Here is a 17,958-nt window from a genome sequence, read left to right as displayed (position 1 = left end):
GTCTAAACTTTTTTAAAAATTTCACAAAAAAAATTCGTATTTTTTCCGATTTATTTTCTTAACTAAGAATATTTTTGCAGAGTTTTTTAAGGAAAAGGTTGACTTATTTGAAAATTAATATAAAATGTTATGTGAATCACAAACTTCTTTGTGAAAAAAATAATAAGGGTAAGGTGGGTACAAAAATGAAATCAAGTAAGTTTATGACGGGTGTTGCTGCGTTGGCGTTTTCTACACTTATTTTAGGTGCATGTTCAGCTGATAGTGAAAACGGTGAAGATAATGGAAATGCTTCACAATCTACTACTGCTGAGGAATCAACAGAGTCTTCTGAAGATACAGAAGCTGTCTCAGGTGCTTCATTGCAAGATGGTACTTATTCATTAAAAGAATTAAATGACAATAACGGTTATCATGTTGAATTTTCGATTAAGACAAAAGATGGTGAGATCACAGAATCAAATTATGATTATGTCAATTCAGATGGAGATTCAAAACAAGATGATAAGGAATATAATGAAAATATGAAAGACGAATCGGGGGTTTCTCCTGAAGAGTTTATTCCACAGTTAAATAAAGAACTTGAAGATGAACAAAATCCAGAAAGTGTTGAAGTAGTCTCAGGAGCGACTCACAGTTCTCATTCTTTCCAAAATTATGCACAACAATTAGTCCAAGCAGCTCAAGAAGGAAATACTGATGAAATTGAAATCGATAACGGGGCTGAATTGCAAGATGGTACCTATACTTTAGAGGAAAAGAACTATAGTAATGGTTATCGCACGGTATTTTCCATTGAAGTAGAAGATGGTAAGATTACTAAATCTGATTTCGATAATGTAGATGAAGATGGTAATTCGAAAAAAGATGATGAAGAATACAATAAAGCGATGGAAGATGAATCCGGTGTAGGTCCAGATGAATATATTGATACCTTAAATGATGAATTGGTAAAAACGATGGGTGAAGAAGATGCTGCTCCCGGTGATGTTGAAGCCGTTTCTGGAGCAACTCATAGTTCTGAAACCTTTGTTCTTTATGCTGAACAATTAGTAAATGCAGCTGAAAAAGGCGATACAGATACTATCGAAGTTGATAATTATGTGGAAGAATAATTATTAAGCAAAGGCTAAAAAGGAGTTGGAACGTACCGGTTCCGGCTCTTTTTTGCTGTGTTTAAAGCAAAATGATAGTAATTATTTGAAACTAAATTCACTAAAAACCTTTTCATTCTGGAAAAAACAGGCTATCATGAGAAAATGAAAAGAAAGTGGAGGTTATTATGAAAAGAAAAACGGGAATTTTCCTTATACTTCTTGTCGTACTCGTTTTTAGCGTAGCTTGTAGTAATGGAAGCAAGTCAGAGCAGACAACAGAATCTTCTTATGCTCAAGGGATGAGAAAAGAACCTTATATGCAAGAGGAATTTTTACTAGGTACTTATATACGTATTCGTGTTTTTGATGAAGACAAAGAAGATGTATTGCAACCAGCTTTTGATCGAATTAAAGAATTGGGAGATAAAATTACAATTAATCAATCCGGTTCAGAAATTGACAAAATTAACGAAAATGCGGGAAAAAAGCCAGTTAAAGTATCAAAGGATATTTATGATCTATTAAAACAAGCCCAAGACTACAGCAAGGAATCTGATGGAGGATTTAATTTAACAATTGGAGCAATTACACAACTTTGGCGAATCGGTTTTGACGATGCTCGTAAACCTTCACAAGATGAAATAGACGAGGCACTAAAACATATTGATTACAATAAAGTGAAGTTTAACGATGATAAGCAAACAGTTTATTTAGAAGATGAAGATATGATTATCGATCTTGGAGCTATCGCTAAAGGATACATTGCTGACGAAGCAGTTAAAGTACTAGAAGATAATGGTGTTAAATCGGCAATTGTCGATTTAGGTGGAAATATCTATGTGGTAGGTCATAGCAACCGTGGAGAAAACGAAGACTGGAATGTAGGAATCCAAGATCCTAATGATGATCGTGGTTCGGTTTTAGGCACGATTAAAGAATCAGATAAAACAATTGTAACTTCAGGTATCTATGAACGTTATTTGGAGGAAGACGGAAAAACTTATCACCACATTTTTGATTCAAAAACGGGGTACCCCTATGATAATGACATTGCTAGTGCAACGGCGATTACAGATAAATCCATTGATGGTGACGGCTTAACGACGGTGATTTTTGACAAAGGGGTTAAAAAAGGACTGGAGTATATTGAAAATCATACTCCTAAAGGGACATCAGCGATCTTTGTGACAAAAGACGACAAAGTATATATGACAGATGACATTAAAGATAGTTTCCAATTGGATGAAGATTCTGGATATACATTAGGAGATAGAAGTAAGTTATAATAAATAGAATTATTTAGGAAGGAGGGGAATATGTCATTAAAAGTTTTTTTGGAAGTTGTCGAAATTAAAACCAAAGTTGCCAGCGTATTTCCTTTTATTATGGGGATTTTATTCTCTATTTCTTATTTTCATGAATTTCATTTAGGTTATACTTTGTTGTTTTTTATTGGTATGATTATTTTTGATATGACAACAACGGCTATTAATAATTTTATGGATTTTAAAAAAGCACAGTCTCAATCATATAAATATCAAGAAAATGTGATTGGCCGTGAACAGCTTTCGCCGAAAAAAATTCAATGGATAATTTTAAGCATGCTTGCTGCTACATTTTTAATTGGGTTGATTTTAAGTATGCAAACAGGTTGGATGTTGCTAGTCATGGGCGGGGCAGTTTGTTTTATTGGTGTTTTTTATACATTTGGCCCAATTCCTTTATCACGTATGCCTTTGGGTGAAATATTCAGCGGAGTAACGATGGGCTTAGGAATTTTTGCTATTACGGTTTATCTTAATACTGTGCAGCAAGAAGTCTTTTATTTAACGCTTGATTTTACGAAGGGAAGATTTTTGCTTTCAGGCCAGCTATGGGGCATGCTCGCTCTTATGTGGGCTTCGCTTCCTTTAATTTGTACGATTGCTAATATTATGCTAGCCAATAATCTACGCGATATAGAAACAGACATTGAAAATCACCGTTATACTTTAGTATATTATATCGGCAGTTCGACAGGAGTATTGTTATTCCAAGGACTGATGTATGCTTGCTATGTGACAATTACAATTGGCTGGCTTTTTGGTATTTACAATTGGCCAATTCTTGTGGTTTTTGTTACTTTTCCTAAGATTTATCAGAATCTAAAGGACCACAAAAAAAGTCTACCGCAAGCAAGGAGTTTTGGTTACGCGATTAAAAATATGGTTTTATTCAACAGCAGTTATGCGTTAGGTTTATTACTTTGTATTATTTGGCAACGAATATAAGACAAGCAGTAAAGTGTACCAGTTGCGCTTTACTACTTGTTTTTTTAATAAATCGCTTTTAAGCTAATTTCACCTGAAGAAAGAGTTTTAACTCCTTGATTAGTTTGCACTACTAATTCACCAGTATCGGTAATTTGGGTTGCTTTTCCGCTATAAGTATTCCCTTGCTGGTTAAATTGAACAGTTTTACCTAAAACAAAGGACTTTTTACGGTAGACCTCTATATATTGTTTATCAGGCAAACCATCAAGTAATTCAAAAAAATACTGCCAAATTAGTTGTATCAATTGGTTGCGTGTTATTGGAGGGTTCCCTTTGGGAAAGATTGAGCCAGCTTTTGCTTGTAAGCGGTCTGGAAAGCTTTCTGGTTCAATTGAAAAGTTAATTCCGCATCCTAAAATAACATGGTTAATTCGTCCAGTTTCAAAGCCGCTTGTGGCTTCTGATAAAATGCCGCAGATCTTTTTGCCTTCTAAATAAATGTCATTTACCCACTTAATTTGTGTTTGTTTTCCTGTATAGTGATCAATAGCTAAGCTTAATGCAACGGCGGCTAAGATTGTATATTGTGGTAATTCCTCAAACGTTTGATTAGGCGATAATAAAAGGCTCATGTAGATTTGGCCGGTGGGAGAGAAAAAGGGCCGACCAAACCGACCATGTCCGCCTAATTGTTTTTCTGCGATAAAAAGGGCGGGAGAGATTTGTTGGTTCAGCGCTGCAACCTTGGCGTCATCCATTGTTGATCCAGTTTCTTTCTTGATAAAGATAGAAGAAGCAGGTAGCATTTTACTGCTGATTAACTCTTTTTCCAGAACGTCTGAAGTTAAGTAGCGGTATCCATTAGGAAAATGTTCAATACGGTATCCTTTTTTTTCCAATTCATGTATAGCTTTCCAAATAGCTGTGCGTGAAACCCCTAAAGTATCAGCTAACTTTTCACCAGAGACAACCTCTCTGTTTTTCCTTAAGATAGAAAGTATTTTTTGTTTTGTAGACGTCATGAATGTAGCCCTCTCTTTGCAGTCTTTTACCAATAAGTATAGTCGGTTGGAAACTGATATACAAATAAGAAATTATACGCTAAAAAAGTTTAATAAAAGCCTTGACGCAGCTATGTTTTTTATGTATAATAAATAGATGCAAAAACTATCTGAAAATAATAAGCAGAAGCGAAATATTGTCCGTTTCGGCTTGGGAATAAAGAAACAAAAGTAGTAACTCATGAAAATGTTGTTCTATTTTTGGTTTTTTTTTGCCTAAAGTCCGCAAAAAATGCTTGATGTTACTAATATTTAATATTTGTAATCAAATTGTAATATTTTGGGTAGCTTTTTTGAAAGACTTTTTAAGGGGTGAACAACTTGGCTGGACACGTAGTAAAGTACGGAAATCATCGCGAACGTAGAAGTTTCGCACGCATCAGTGAAGTACTAGAATTACCGAATTTGATTGAAATTCAGACAGACTCTTACCAATGGTTTTTAGATGAAGGGTTAAGAGAAATGTTTGAAGATATTTTGCCAATTGACGACTTTAATGGAAATCTTTCGTTGGAATTTGTGGACTATGAATTAAAAACGCCCAAATACACAGTGGAAGAAGCACGCTCACATGATGCTAATTATTCTGCGCCGTTACAAGTTACATTACGTTTGACAAACCGCGAAACTGGCGAGATTAAATCGCAAGAAGTTTTCTTTGGCGATTTTCCGCTAATGACTGAACAAGGTACTTTTATTGTTAATGGGGCAGAACGAGTGATTGTTTCTCAATTAGTTCGATCTCCAGGTGTGTATTTTAGTAGTAAAATAGATAAAAATGGTAGAGAAGGTTTTGGTTCAACTGTTATTCCTAACCGTGGTGCATGGTTGGAAATGGAAACTGATGCTAAAAATATTTCTTATGTAAGAATTGACCGTACGCGTAAGATACCAATGACAGTGCTAGTTCGTGCTTTAGGTTTTGGTTCGGACGACACGATTCTAGATATTTTTGGCGACAATGATTCTTTGCGTTATACCATTGAAAAAGATTTGCATAAAACTGCGACTGACTCAAGAACAGAAGAAGGATTAAAAGATATCTACGAACGCTTGCGTCCAGGCGAACCTAAAACAGCGGACAGTTCAAGAAGTCTTTTAAATGCTCGTTTCTTTGATCCTCGTCGTTATGATTTAGCAGCTGTCGGTCGCTATAAGATGAATAAAAAGCTAGACTTAAAAACTCGCTTATTAAACTTAACGTTAGCTGAGACGCTGGCAGATCCGGATACTGGAGAAATTATCCTTGAAAAAGGAACAGAAATTACAAATCAAGTAATGGAAGAGACTTTAGCTGAATATATCGATAATGGGTTGAATAGTGCTACTTATTACCCATCAGAAGACGGTGTCGTAACAGATCCAATGACTATTCAAGTATTTAAGGTATTCTCACCTAACGATCCCGATCGTGAAGTAAATGTGATTGGTAATGGTCTTCCAGAACCAAACGTTCGGACAATACGTCCAGCTGATATTATTGCTTCAATGAGTTATTTCTTCAACTTGATGGAAGGTATCGGAACTACCGATGATATTGACCATTTAGGAAATCGACGTATTCGCTCTGTTGGCGAATTATTACAAAATCAATTCCGCATTGGTTTAGCACGGATGGAACGTGTGGTTCGCGAACGTATGTCGATTCAAGATACGGACACGTTGACACCGCAACAGTTGATTAATATTCGTCCTGTAGTAGCAAGTATTAAAGAATTTTTCGGGTCTTCACAGTTATCACAATTTATGGATCAAACCAATCCATTAGGAGAATTAACGCATAAACGTCGTCTCTCTGCTTTAGGGCCTGGCGGACTAACACGTGATCGTGCTGGTTATGAAGTGCGAGATGTACATTATTCTCACTATGGACGTATGTGTCCAATTGAAACGCCAGAAGGACCTAATATTGGTTTAATTAACAGCTTAGCTTCTTATGCTAAAGTGAATAAATATGGTTTTATCGAAACGCCTTATCGTCGTGTAGATCGCACAACCGGTCGTGTAACTGATCAAATCGATTACCTAACGGCAGATATTGAAGACAATTATGTCGTTGCACAAGCTAACAGTCCATTAAATGAAGATGGAACATTTGCAGAAGACGTCGTTATGGCGCGTGCTACCAGTGAAAACCTTGAAGTTTCAATTGATAAAGTTGATTATATGGACGTTTCTCCTAAACAAGTGGTTTCGGTTGCGACAGCTTGTATTCCATTTTTAGAAAATGATGACTCTAACCGTGCTTTGATGGGTGCAAACATGCAACGTCAAGCAGTTCCATTAATTAACCCACAAGCACCTTGGGTAGGTACTGGAATGGAATATACTTCGGCTCATGATTCAGGGGCTGCATTGTTGTGTAAAGCAGCAGGGATTGCTGAATATGTAGATGCAACTGAAATTCGGGTACGTCGTGACAATGGCGCGCTAGATATTTATCATATAACAAAATTCCGTCGTTCTAATTCTGGAACAAGTTATAACCAACGTCCACTAGTTAAACAAGGTGAAAAGGTTGAAAAGGGCGATATCCTAGCGGATGGTCCTTCAATGGAAAATGGGGAAATGGCTTTAGGTCAAAACGTTGTTGTAGCCTTTATGACATGGGAAGGTTATAACTATGAAGATGCGGTTATTATGAGCCGCCGTTTAGTTAAAGATGACGTTTATACTTCTGTTCATATTGAGGAATATGAATCTGAAGCTCGCGATACAAAATTAGGACCAGAAGAAATTACCCGTGAAATTCCTAATGTAGGTGAAGATGCGCTAAAAGATCTTGACGAAATGGGTATTGTCCGTGTAGGTGCTGAAGTTCGTGATGGAGATCTTTTAGTTGGAAAAGTGACACCAAAAGGAGTAACTGAATTATCTGCAGAAGAACGTTTATTGCATGCTATATTTGGTGAAAAAGCTCGTGAAGTTCGTGATACTTCACTTAGAGTTCCTCATGGTGGTGGAGGTATTATTCACGACGTGAAAATCTTTACTCGTGAAGCAGGCGATGAATTATCTCCCGGAGTGAACATGCTTGTCCGTGTTTACATTGTACAAAAACGTAAAATCCACGAGGGTGACAAAATGGCAGGGCGTCACGGAAACAAAGGGGTTGTCTCTCGAATTATGCCCGAAGAAGACATGCCTTTTTTACCGGACGGTACGCCAATTGATATTATGTTAAACCCATTAGGGGTTCCATCCCGGATGAATATTGGACAAGTGCTAGAATTACATTTAGGTATGGCTGCTAGACAACTAGGTATTCACGTCGCTACTCCAGTCTTTGACGGTGCAAGCGATGATGATGTATGGGAAACTGTAGAAGAAGCTGGATTAGCCAAAGATGCTAAGACAGTCTTATACGATGGACGTACGGGTGAACCGTTTGATGGCAGAGTTTCTGTAGGCGTAATGTATATGATTAAATTAGCGCATATGGTCGATGATAAATTGCACGCTCGTTCAATAGGACCTTACTCTCTAGTTACGCAACAACCACTTGGAGGTAAAGCTCAATTTGGTGGACAACGTTTTGGTGAAATGGAAGTTTGGGCATTGGAAGCTTATGGTGCTGCTTATACTTTACAAGAAATTTTAACTTACAAATCAGATGATGTAGTAGGTCGTGTAAGAACCTATGAGTCGATTGTTAAAGGTGAACCTATTCCAAAACCAGGCGTTCCAGAGTCCTTCCGTGTATTAGTTAAAGAATTGCAATCACTTGGATTAGATATGCGTGTTCTAGATGATGAAAATAATGAAGTTGAACTGCGCGATATGGATGATGAAGATGATGATCTAATTACCGTCGACGCTTTGGAAAAATTTGCTGAAAAACAAAATGCTAAAAAAGTAGAATCAGATGCTGCCAACAAAGAACCAGAAAAGAAACAATTTGATGAAGAAAACAATCCAGCAGATACTCCTGTAGATTAAACAAATCATCTTTTAGAAGAAAAGCTGCTATTTGTAAAAGAAAAGTTATTACAAATAGCTAACTGCTTTTTTCAATATGTTTATATTTTCCTGATTGAAGTTGCGAATTGAAATGGAGGGAACCCTTTTTGATCGATGTAAATAAATTCGAAAACATGCAAATAGGCTTGGCTTCTCCCGAAAAAATCAGAAGCTGGTCTTATGGCGAAGTCAAAAAACCTGAGACCATTAATTACCGTACATTAAAACCTGAACGTGAGGGTTTATTTGACGAACGAATTTTCGGTCCCACTAAGGATTGGGAATGTGCTTGTGGAAAATACAAACGAATTCGTTATAAGGGAATCGTTTGTGACCGTTGTGGGGTAGAAGTAACCCGCTCAAAAGTCCGTAGGGAACGCATGGGACATATTGAACTTGCTGCTCCTGTTTCTCATATTTGGTATTTTAAAGGCATACCATCTCGTATGGGGTTAGTTTTGGATATGAGTCCACGCGCGTTAGAAGAGATCATTTATTTTGCTTCTTATGCTGTTATTGATCCAGGTAATACTAGTTTAGAAAAGAAACAATTATTAACTGAACGAGAATATCGTGAAAAACGTGAACAATATGGTCAAGAATTTAACGCTGCAATGGGAGCTGATGCGATTAGGCAACTATTAGATAGCGTAGATTTAGACAGTGAAGCAGAAGAATTAAAAGAAACTTTAAAAACTGCTTCAGGACAAAAACGGACAAGAGCTATTCGTCGTCTGGATATTTTAGAGGCTTTCCGTACTTCTGGAAATGAACCTAGCTGGATGGTTATGGATGTTATTCCAATTGTTCCACCAGACTTACGTCCTATGGTGCAATTAGAAGGTGGGCGTTTTGCTACTTCTGACTTAAACGACTTGTATCGTCGCGTTATTAACCGTAACAATCGATTGAAACGTTTGTTAGATTTAAACGCGCCTAATATTATTGTGCAGAATGAAAAACGTATGCTGCAAGAAGCTGTTGATGCTTTGATTGATAATGGTCGTCGGGGCCGTCCTGTTGCAGGACCAGGAAACCGTCCATTGAAGTCTCTTTCTCATATGCTAAAAGGAAAGCAAGGACGTTTCCGTCAAAACTTGCTAGGAAAACGGGCGGACTATTCTGGACGTTCGGTTATCTGTGTGGGTCCATTTTTAAAAATGTATCAGTGCGGCTTGCCAAAAGAAATGGCAATCGAGTTATTCAAACCTTTTGTAATGAGAGAACTGGTTAAACGCGAATTAGCTTCCAACGTAAAAAATGCTAAACGCAAGATTGAAAGGCAAGAAGATGATGTGTGGGATGTACTAGAAGATGTTATTAAAGAACACCCAGTTCTATTGAACCGTGCACCTACGCTTCACCGTCTAGGTATCCAAGCTTTTGAACCAGTTTTGGTAGAAGGACGCGCGATTCGTTTGCATCCTTTGGCTTGTGAAGCTTACAATGCTGACTTTGATGGAGACCAAATGGCTGTTCACGTTCCACTAAGTGAAGAAGCACAAGCCGAAGCTCGTGTAATGATGTTAGCTGCTCAGCATATTTTAAATCCAAAAGATGGTAAACCTGTCGTTACACCGTCACAAGACATGGTTTTAGGTAATTATTATATAACGCTTGAAGAAGCTGGCCGCGAAGGCGAAGGTATGATTTTCCGTGATATGGATGAAGCAGTCACAGCTTGGAAGAACGGTTACGTTCACTTGCATTCTAGAGTTGCTGTTGATCCAAAACATTTGGGCGATAAACCGTTGACTGATTTCCAAAAGGATCGTTTGATGGTAACGACTGTAGGTAAAATCATCTTTAATTCGATTATGCCGCCAGAGTTTCCTTATTTAAATGAACCAACTGATTTTAATTTAACTGTTCAAACGCCAGATAAGTATTTTGTCGAAGCGGGTACCGATATTCCTGCTTATATTAAAGAACAAGAATTGATTGGACCATTTAAAAAAGATAATTTGGAAGATATTATTGCTGAAGTCTTTAAACGATTTAAAGTAACCGAAACTTCACGTATGTTGGACCGAATGAAAGATTTAGGATATAAACATTCCACTTATGCTGGAATTACTGTCGGTATTGCAGATATTACTGTTTTACAAGATAAAGAAGATATTATCTCTAATGCGCATAAACAAGTGGCAACCATTAGTAAACAATTTCGTCGTGGTTTGATCACTGATGACGAACGTTATGAACGGGTTATTGATATTTGGAATGAAGCGAAGGATCAAATTCAATTGAAATTGATGAAATCTCTTGGTACCCAAAATCCGATTTATATGATGTCTGACTCTGGTGCCCGCGGGAATATTTCTAACTTTACCCAACTTGCTGGGATGCGTGGTTTGATGGCTGCGCCAAGTGGTCAAATTATGGAATTGCCGATTATTTCCAACTTCCGTGAAGGTTTAACCGTCTTAGAGATGTTTATTTCTACTCACGGAGCACGTAAAGGAATGACCGATACGGCATTGAAGACGGCAGACTCGGGTTATTTGACACGTCGTTTAGTCGATGTAGCACAAGACGTGATTATTCGTGAAGATGACTGTGGAACAGACCGTGGACTTGAAATCGAAGCGATCAAAGAAGGCAATGAGATTATCGAAACGCTGGAAGAACGACTTGTCGGGCGTTATACGAGCAAAGCTGTTTATCATCCAGAAACGGGTGAAAAAATAGTTGAAGCTGACCACTTATTAACCGAAGTTGAGGCTAAACAAATTGTAAACGCAGGAATTGAAAAAGTTTCAATTCGTTCAGCATTTGTTTGTGATACGAAACATGGGGTTTGTCGTCATTGCTATGGACGTAACTTAGCTACTGGAACGGAAGTCGAAGTTGGCGAAGCTGTTGGAACAGTGGCTGCACAATCTATTGGTGAACCTGGTACTCAATTAACGATGCGTACTTTCCATACTGGCGGTGTTGCTGGCGATGATATCACTCAAGGGTTACCTCGTGTACAAGAAATCTTTGAAGCACGTAATCCTAAAGGGGAAGCGATCATTACTGAAGTAACTGGTGAAGTCACTGAAGTGGCTGAAGATGCAGCTACTCGTACCAAAGAAGTGACAGTTACCGGGGAAACAGACACTCGGACGTATACAGTACCATATACTGCACGTATGAAAGTTTCAGAAGGAGACTATATTCACCGTGGTGCTCCACTAACGGAAGGATCAATTGATCCAAAACACTTATTACAAGTGCGAGATGTGATTTCTGTCGAAAACTACTTATTGCGTGAAGTTCAGCGCGTTTACCGTATGCAAGGGGTAGAAATCGGCGATAAGCACGTCGAAGTAATGGTCCGTCAAATGTTACGTAAAGTTCGTGTTATGGATCCAGGAGATACAGATATTTTACCTGGAACAATGATGGATATTGCAGACTTTAAGGATCAAAATTATGATGTTTTAGTTTCAGGCGGTATTCCTGCCACTTCTCGCCCGGTATTACTGGGTATTACGAAAGCTTCTTTGGAAACAAACAGTTTCTTATCTGCTGCTTCCTTCCAAGAAACCACTCGTGTACTAACAGACGCAGCGATCCGCGGTAAGCGGGATCCGCTTCTTGGGTTAAAAGAAAATGTTATTATTGGTAAAACCATTCCAGCTGGTACAGGAATGCCTCGTTACCGTAATATGGAACCAAAAGAAGTGAATACGGCGAGCGAAAATGTTTATAGTATTTCTGATATTGAAGCTCAAATGGCTGCAGAAGATGCATTAAATGAAACACAAAATAACAATTAATTATTTTGGAAAAGATACACTTTGCTTTCATTGCAAGGTGTATCTTTTTTATAATCAGGTTTGATGATTAAAAATAGTAAGAGGTGTATGCACCGTTAATAGCGAAAATTTTGGCATAGAAAAGTAAGTGACGAAAAAAGAGAGTATCATGTTGCAGATCCGCTTTTGTTAGTTATGCTGACAGAAGAACTTTTCATTAAAAATTAAGGAGGAAATTGGATAATTATGATCAATAAAGAAGATATACCATTTACTGTAGATCATGTAGGGAGTTTCTTACGCCCAGAACGTATTAAAAGTGCAAGGAAAAATTATACAAGTGGAAATATATCAAAAGAACAGTTACGAACGATTGAGGATGAGGAAATAGAAAAGCTAGTAAAAAAAGAAAAAGCGGCTGGTTTATATGAAATTACAGATGGGGAATTTCGTCGTACTTTCTGGCATTGGGACTTTTTAGAACACTTAAATGGAATTGAAGGATACACAGCTGAACATGGGCGTAATCAGAAACTTTTGGCTAAAGCAGCTCCTGATTACCATATACGTGTTGTTGATCGAATTTCTTTTAATGAGAATCATCCCTTTTTAAATGATTTCGTTTTTTTAAAAGAGAAGGTCGAAAATGATGGTTATTCAATTGCTAAAACCTCTGTTCCAAGTCCGAACATGATTTTACGACAAGAATTATTGGCAAATGATGATACTTCAAGAATTCATAAGATTTATCCTGATTTAACTGATTTTTACCATGACTTGGCACAAACTTATAAAAATGTTATTAAAGCTTATTATGAAAAAGGCTGTCGATATTTACAATTTGATGATACAAATTGGGCATTTTTGGCAGATGCGAAAAAAAGAGAGGAAATACAAGAACGTGGCTTTGATCCTACACAAGTTGCCCAAATCTGTACACAAATTATTAATGAAGCTTTAGACAATAAACCAGAAGATTTGGTATTGACTACTCATATTTGCCGAGGAAATCATGCTTCGTCTTGGTTATTTTCGGGCGGGTATGAGCCTATTGCTAAAGAATTGTTTGCTACGAATTATGATGGATTTTTCTTGGAGTACGATTCAGATCGTGCTGGCGATTTTGCACCTTTACGTTATTGGAATAACAAAGATAGTAAAGTTGTTTTAGGTTTAGTTACTTCGAAATTTCCAGAACTAGAAAACAAAAAAGAATTCAAGAAGCTACGAAGTATATTCCATTAGAAAATTTAAGTATAAGTCCTCAGTGTGGCTTTGCTTCTTCTGAGAAGGGGAATCGTTTGAGTGAAAAAGAACAATGGGAAAAAATAGGCTTGTTACAAGAAATTGCATCAGAAGTTTGGAAGCGTTAAAAAAGAAAGGGACTTTAATATAGGTCCCTTTCTTTTTTTGTCTATACACGCTAAAATGCAGATAGACTAAATCATGTTAAGGTGAATAATGATGAAGAAAATTTTGATTGTAGAAGATGATAATAATATTAATAACTTACTAAATGATTTACTTGAATCTGATTATAAGATTACGCAAGCTTTTGCAGGCTCTGAAGCAAGACGTCTTTTGCTAGAAGAAAGTTTTGATCTTATTTTATTGGATTTGATGCTGCCAGGTGTCAGTGGAGAAGAATTAATTGCAGAAATACGTGCCAAAAAAACGACACCGATTATCGTTATTACGGCAAAAAATGATCCTGCCGTTTTATCTGAAGTATTTGATACAGGAGCGAATGACTATATAGCTAAACCATTTAATACAGTTGAAGTAATAGCAAGAATAAAAAACCAACTAAGAAGATATTCCAACGATGAAACAGGCAAATCTATTTTAACCGTAGGCAAAATTAAGATGAATGACGAAAGACATGAAGTGTACTATCAAGATCAACCATTGTTATTAACTCAAAAAGAATATGCGTTATTAAAGTGTTTCTTAGCCCATCCTAAAAAAGTATTTACGAAGGCAAACTTATACGAAACAATTTGGCAAGAGCCTTATTTTGGGGATGATAACACTGTAACCGTTCATATTTCACGGCTACGGAATAAATTTCAGGCGATGACAGATCAGGAAATTATTAAAACAATTTGGGGCGTAGGTTTTCAATTAAACGCTTAGTAAATTTAATACTTTTGTAAGATTTACGACTGAATTTTGAAAGTTCTCCTGTGTAAGATCAAAGTACCTTCAAAAAAGACGAGGAGAATGAATGATGGAAAATTTGCTAGCCACACATGCGGTTACAAAGTCTTATGGCAACCAAGATGCCTTACATGATGTTTCAATTCATGTTAGGCCGGGTGAAGTATATGGTTTAATTGGAAAAAATGGTGCAGGGAAGTCGACCTTATTTAAAGTGATCATGGGCCTTGCTAGACAAGATAGCGGAGAAATTTCAATCTATGATAAACCTTCTGTAGAAAACTTGGAAGGTACTCAGAAAAACATTGGATTTATGTTTGGCTCACAGTTTTTTTCTTATCTAACAGCTCGAGAAAATTTAATTTATACTTGCAAGCTTAAAGGAATTACGGATAAAACAGAAGTTGAGCGTGTGTTAAAACTAGTTGAGTTAGATCAAGTAAAAAAGAAAGTAAAATCCTTTTCTATGGGAATGAAGCAACGGCTAAACATAGCAAATGCTTTAGTGGGTAAACCGGATTTAATTATTATGGACGAACCCATTAATGGTCTGGATCCTCAAGGAATTGCTAGTTTTAGGCATTTGGTACAAAAGTTAAATCGCGAGCAAGAAATTACTTTTTTATTATCTTCCCATATTTTAGGAGAATTAGGGCTGATGGCTTCTCGTTTTGGTTTTATTCATGACGGCGAATTGCTAAATGAGATGAACCGTGAAGAATTACTAGGAAAAGCTGAAGATCAGGTTATTATCAAAGTGGATAATGCAGAAAAGGCTGCTTATTTATTAGAGGAACATTTCCCTTCTTTAGATTATATAGTGAACGGCGATAAGGAGATTATTCTTTCTGATCTTATTGATGAAACCAATAAAATTGCAAAAATTTTGGTAGATGGTGGACTCGAATTATATAAACTGACTGCTCACCAACAAACTTTGGAAGAGTATTATCTTTCTCTTATTCATCAAGGAGGGCAAGAAAATGTTTAATTATGTTAAAGCAGATCTTTACCGGATTTTTCATAAACGAAGTAATCAGTTCTATTGGTTGATTTTAGCGGGCTTGTTTTTAACTTTTGTCATTTTTGGCTCAGGAAGTGCTAACTTTGCGGATAATAAAAGCGAACTTACAGAGATGTATTTTTCCGTAGCAGTGATGCCCCTTGCTTTATTTGGTCCTTTAATTATAAGCCCTCAGTTTTATTATGCAGTATACTTAGATGAAATTAATAGTAAAGGCTTTATCCGTTTATTTAGCTCTGGCTTGCGTAAAAGTGAATATATTGTGGCAAAAATAATTAGTTCGCTTGTTTATATGTTTGTTGTATTTGCTTTTTTGGCATTTGCTTATCTTAGTGGTTTCGGTATACTTGCATTGCTAAATAATGGGGTTGTCTTTTTTACTATAAGTCAAATTGAATTATTGCTTAGCTTAGTCGCCTACTTAGGATTATTTACAATTGCTTTTTCTTCGTTGACCAATTTAATTACTTTGAAGTGGCAAAGTAGTAATATTCCATTATTTTTATTCTTCATTATTTCCAATGGTTTTATCGCAAGTCTTATCGGTTGGTTGAATCGTTTGCCCATTTTACGTCAATTTGATTTCAATCCTTATTTACTTTCGACAAACATTGGAGAAATACAAAAAGCTCTTACCAATGGGATTTTTTATGGACAACAAGGGCAACCTAGTAATCAGCCGCCAAGCGCACAAGAAGCTTTAAAAATAATAGATTCAATTGGAACACAACCTTTTATTATTATTGGTATATATATTATTGTAACGACGATTCTCTCGTTTTTTATACTGAAACATTCTGATATCAAAGACAATTAGTAGGTGAAATTTGTGATATGGATTTTATTCATTAGTATGGGGATTAATTTGTTAGCTGTCTTGGCTTGGATCTTTTATTATCGTGAATTAAAAGAGATGATTTTACAGATTAAGACGATTAAACAAGGAAATTCACATGCGCCTTTAAAAAAAATTGGCTTCTCAAAGCGTAATCGACAAATAGTTGAAGAAGTAAATGAGCTCATTCTATCTTTTAATAAAACAGAAAAAGAAAATAGGCGAATGGCTAAGCAAAGCAAAGAGATGATTGCTTCGATTTCACATGATTTTAGGACTCCCTTGACTTCAATGATTGGCTATATCCAAATGGTTGATAAATCTACGGTGAGTACGCGTGATTTAAAGTATTTAACAGTTATTGAAGAGCGTATGTATTTAATCTCATCACTTATCGATGAATTTTATTTATTAAGCTTATTAGATGCGGATGACTATAAAATTCATAATGAAGCAGTAAATCCTATTAATTTAATTCAAGAGCAAGTCGCTCAATACTACGAGGAACTGTCAGCAACGTTTGAAGAAATCGATATTGGTTTATCAGATGAACTTATTGTCATTCAAACCAGTCGTGTGGACTTTGAACGTATTGTACAAAACTTACTCAAAAATGCGTTTACCCATGGAATACAATACTTTAAAATCCAACTGGAAAAGCATGAAGACAGACTTTGCTTTATTTTTGAAAATCAGGTTCCTAATGGTCAAAAGATAGAGGTTGACCGCTTGTTTGACCGTAATTACCAAAGTGAAAATACACGAGGGACAGATAGTTCTGGTCTTGGTTTAGCTATTGCAAAACAATTAGCAGAAAAGCTAAATTTTTCTTTGACTGCACAGTTACAAGGAGACTCACTTCAGTTTTGTTTAGACATTTATTTAGATGCTTGGAAAATCAGGAACATAGAAAAAACAAATAGATAATAAAAAGCAGGTAAGATGGTTTTTACCTGCTTTTTTGGATAGATTCAAAATTTAATGCAGCGCCAATTAAATTCGCGTTATTTTGATAATCACAAGTTTTAACCTCAGGAAGAATCTCAGGAATGCCTTCTTTTGTTAATAACAAGTGTAAACGCGTTTGAAGTTCTTTGGCTAGTTCATGGCGTGCTGAAATTCCGCCACCTAAAATAATCATCTCAGGGTCTAATGAAACTTGAATATTATAAAGTGAATCGGCTAAATGGTCATACATTGTTTCAATCGCTTGAGTGGCACGCTTATCACCGGCATCTTTTTGTTCAAATAATTTTGCCCCTGTTACTTTTTTGCCATATTGTTGTGAAAAGCGTTTGGCTGCATTAACAGCAGTTCCATTATAGCTTAACGTTTTTCCATTCGTATTGTGTAGCAAACCTATTTCACCACCGAAAAGATGAGCACCTTTATATAAATGATTATTGATAAATATAGCGCCGCCCACGCCTGTGCCGATAACTACAAAAACAGCATTTTCCACATGTTTTCCGGCACCTAATCTCATTTCGCAAATGCCTGCGCAATTGGCATCATTTTCGATGGTAACTGGAAGACCTAAATAATCTTCTAATTCATCATAGATGGGACGATTGTGGATATAAGGGATGGCACTGATCCCTTCAATTTTTCTTTTTTTTACATTAACTGCGCCCGGTGCACTAAAAGCAACCCCTGTAATTTGATTTTTGCTGTGTGTAATGACTTGCTTTAATTGCGTTAGTAATTGTTCAAAAGTGTCAGGTGTAGGAAAACTTCCTGTTTGATGAATTGCTTGCTGCTCCCATATCCCGTATTTTATAGAGCTGCCGCCCATATCAAAAACTGCCAGACTCATTGTTTTC

Annotated in this window: 11 protein-coding genes and 1 pseudogene; 10 read left to right on the top strand and 2 right to left on the bottom strand. The window is 36.6% G+C overall.

The window, feature by feature from the left end:
• The first annotated feature begins 185 nt into the window (after positions 1–185).
• The 3 genes from pplA to menA all read left to right on the top strand — a co-directional run bounded on the left by pplA (position 186) and on the right by menA (position 3,367).
• The gene (pplA, locus tag TS1_RS08120) at positions 186–1,115 is read left to right on the top strand and encodes an extracellular electron transfer flavoprotein PplA (protein WP_068709643.1); all 930 of its coding nucleotides are present in this window, start codon (positions 186–188) and stop codon (positions 1,113–1,115) included.
• 167 nt (positions 1,116–1,282) lie between these two features.
• Positions 1,283–2,383, top strand: a complete 1,101-nt coding sequence (locus TS1_RS08115) for an FAD:protein FMN transferase (RefSeq protein ID WP_068709642.1) — start codon at positions 1,283–1,285, stop codon at positions 2,381–2,383.
• 30 nt (positions 2,384–2,413) lie between these two features.
• Entirely contained in the window at positions 2,414–3,367 is a 954-nt protein-coding gene (gene menA, locus TS1_RS08110; protein WP_068709640.1) for a 1,4-dihydroxy-2-naphthoate polyprenyltransferase, read from the top strand.
• Positions 3,368–3,411: 44 nt separating this feature from the next.
• Here the strand turns inward: menA and TS1_RS08105 are convergent, their stop codons facing one another.
• Complete coding sequence (locus tag TS1_RS08105; protein ID WP_068709638.1) at positions 3,412–4,371, bottom strand: biotin--[acetyl-CoA-carboxylase] ligase; 960 nt, start codon at positions 4,369–4,371, stop codon at positions 3,412–3,414.
• 360 nt (positions 4,372–4,731) lie between these two features.
• Here TS1_RS08105 and rpoB point away from each other — a divergent pair, with 360 nt between their 5' ends.
• The 7 genes and pseudogenes from rpoB (at position 4,732) to TS1_RS08070 (ending at position 17,062) form a co-directional block, all read left to right on the top strand.
• The gene (rpoB, locus tag TS1_RS08100; protein ID WP_068709636.1) at positions 4,732–8,349 is read left to right on the top strand and encodes a DNA-directed RNA polymerase subunit beta; all 3,618 of its coding nucleotides are present in this window, start codon (positions 4,732–4,734) and stop codon (positions 8,347–8,349) included.
• Positions 8,350–8,477: 128 nt separating this feature from the next.
• Complete coding sequence (gene rpoC / locus TS1_RS08095) at positions 8,478–12,137, top strand: DNA-directed RNA polymerase subunit beta' (protein ID WP_068709634.1); 3,660 nt, start codon at positions 8,478–8,480, stop codon at positions 12,135–12,137.
• 225 nt (positions 12,138–12,362) lie between these two features.
• A pseudogene (locus TS1_RS08090) lies at positions 12,363–13,489 on the top strand (5-methyltetrahydropteroyltriglutamate--homocysteine S-methyltransferase).
• 91 nt (positions 13,490–13,580) lie between these two features.
• Positions 13,581–14,252: a response regulator transcription factor gene (locus tag TS1_RS08085; protein WP_068709632.1), complete on the top strand. Its 672-nt coding sequence runs from the start codon at positions 13,581–13,583 to the stop codon at positions 14,250–14,252.
• A 91-nt stretch (positions 14,253–14,343) separates the two neighbouring features.
• Entirely contained in the window at positions 14,344–15,267 is a 924-nt protein-coding gene (locus tag TS1_RS08080) for an ABC transporter ATP-binding protein (protein WP_083498265.1), read from the top strand.
• On the top strand, positions 15,260–16,117 hold the full coding sequence (locus TS1_RS08075) for a hypothetical protein (RefSeq protein WP_068709628.1): 858 nt from the start codon (positions 15,260–15,262) through the stop codon (positions 16,115–16,117). Before TS1_RS08080 ends, TS1_RS08075 begins: the two co-directional genes overlap by 8 nt.
• 12 nt (positions 16,118–16,129) lie before the next feature.
• On the top strand, positions 16,130–17,062 hold the full coding sequence (locus TS1_RS08070) for a sensor histidine kinase (RefSeq protein ID WP_068709626.1): 933 nt from the start codon (positions 16,130–16,132) through the stop codon (positions 17,060–17,062).
• 22 nt (positions 17,063–17,084) lie between these two features.
• Here TS1_RS08070 and TS1_RS08065 read toward each other — a convergent pair whose 3' ends face one another.
• Positions 17,085–17,951: an ROK family protein gene (locus TS1_RS08065; protein ID WP_068709624.1), complete on the bottom strand. Its 867-nt coding sequence runs from the start codon at positions 17,949–17,951 to the stop codon at positions 17,085–17,087.
• Positions 17,952–17,958: the final 7 nt, after the last annotated feature.

Source organism: Tetragenococcus solitarius NBRC 100494 (assembly GCF_001544195.1).
Taxonomy (GTDB): domain Bacteria; phylum Bacillota; class Bacilli; order Lactobacillales; family Enterococcaceae; genus Tetragenococcus; species Tetragenococcus solitarius.
The sequence above is the reverse complement of the archived record's forward strand: the minus strand, read 5'-3'. Positions and strand labels throughout refer to the sequence as shown.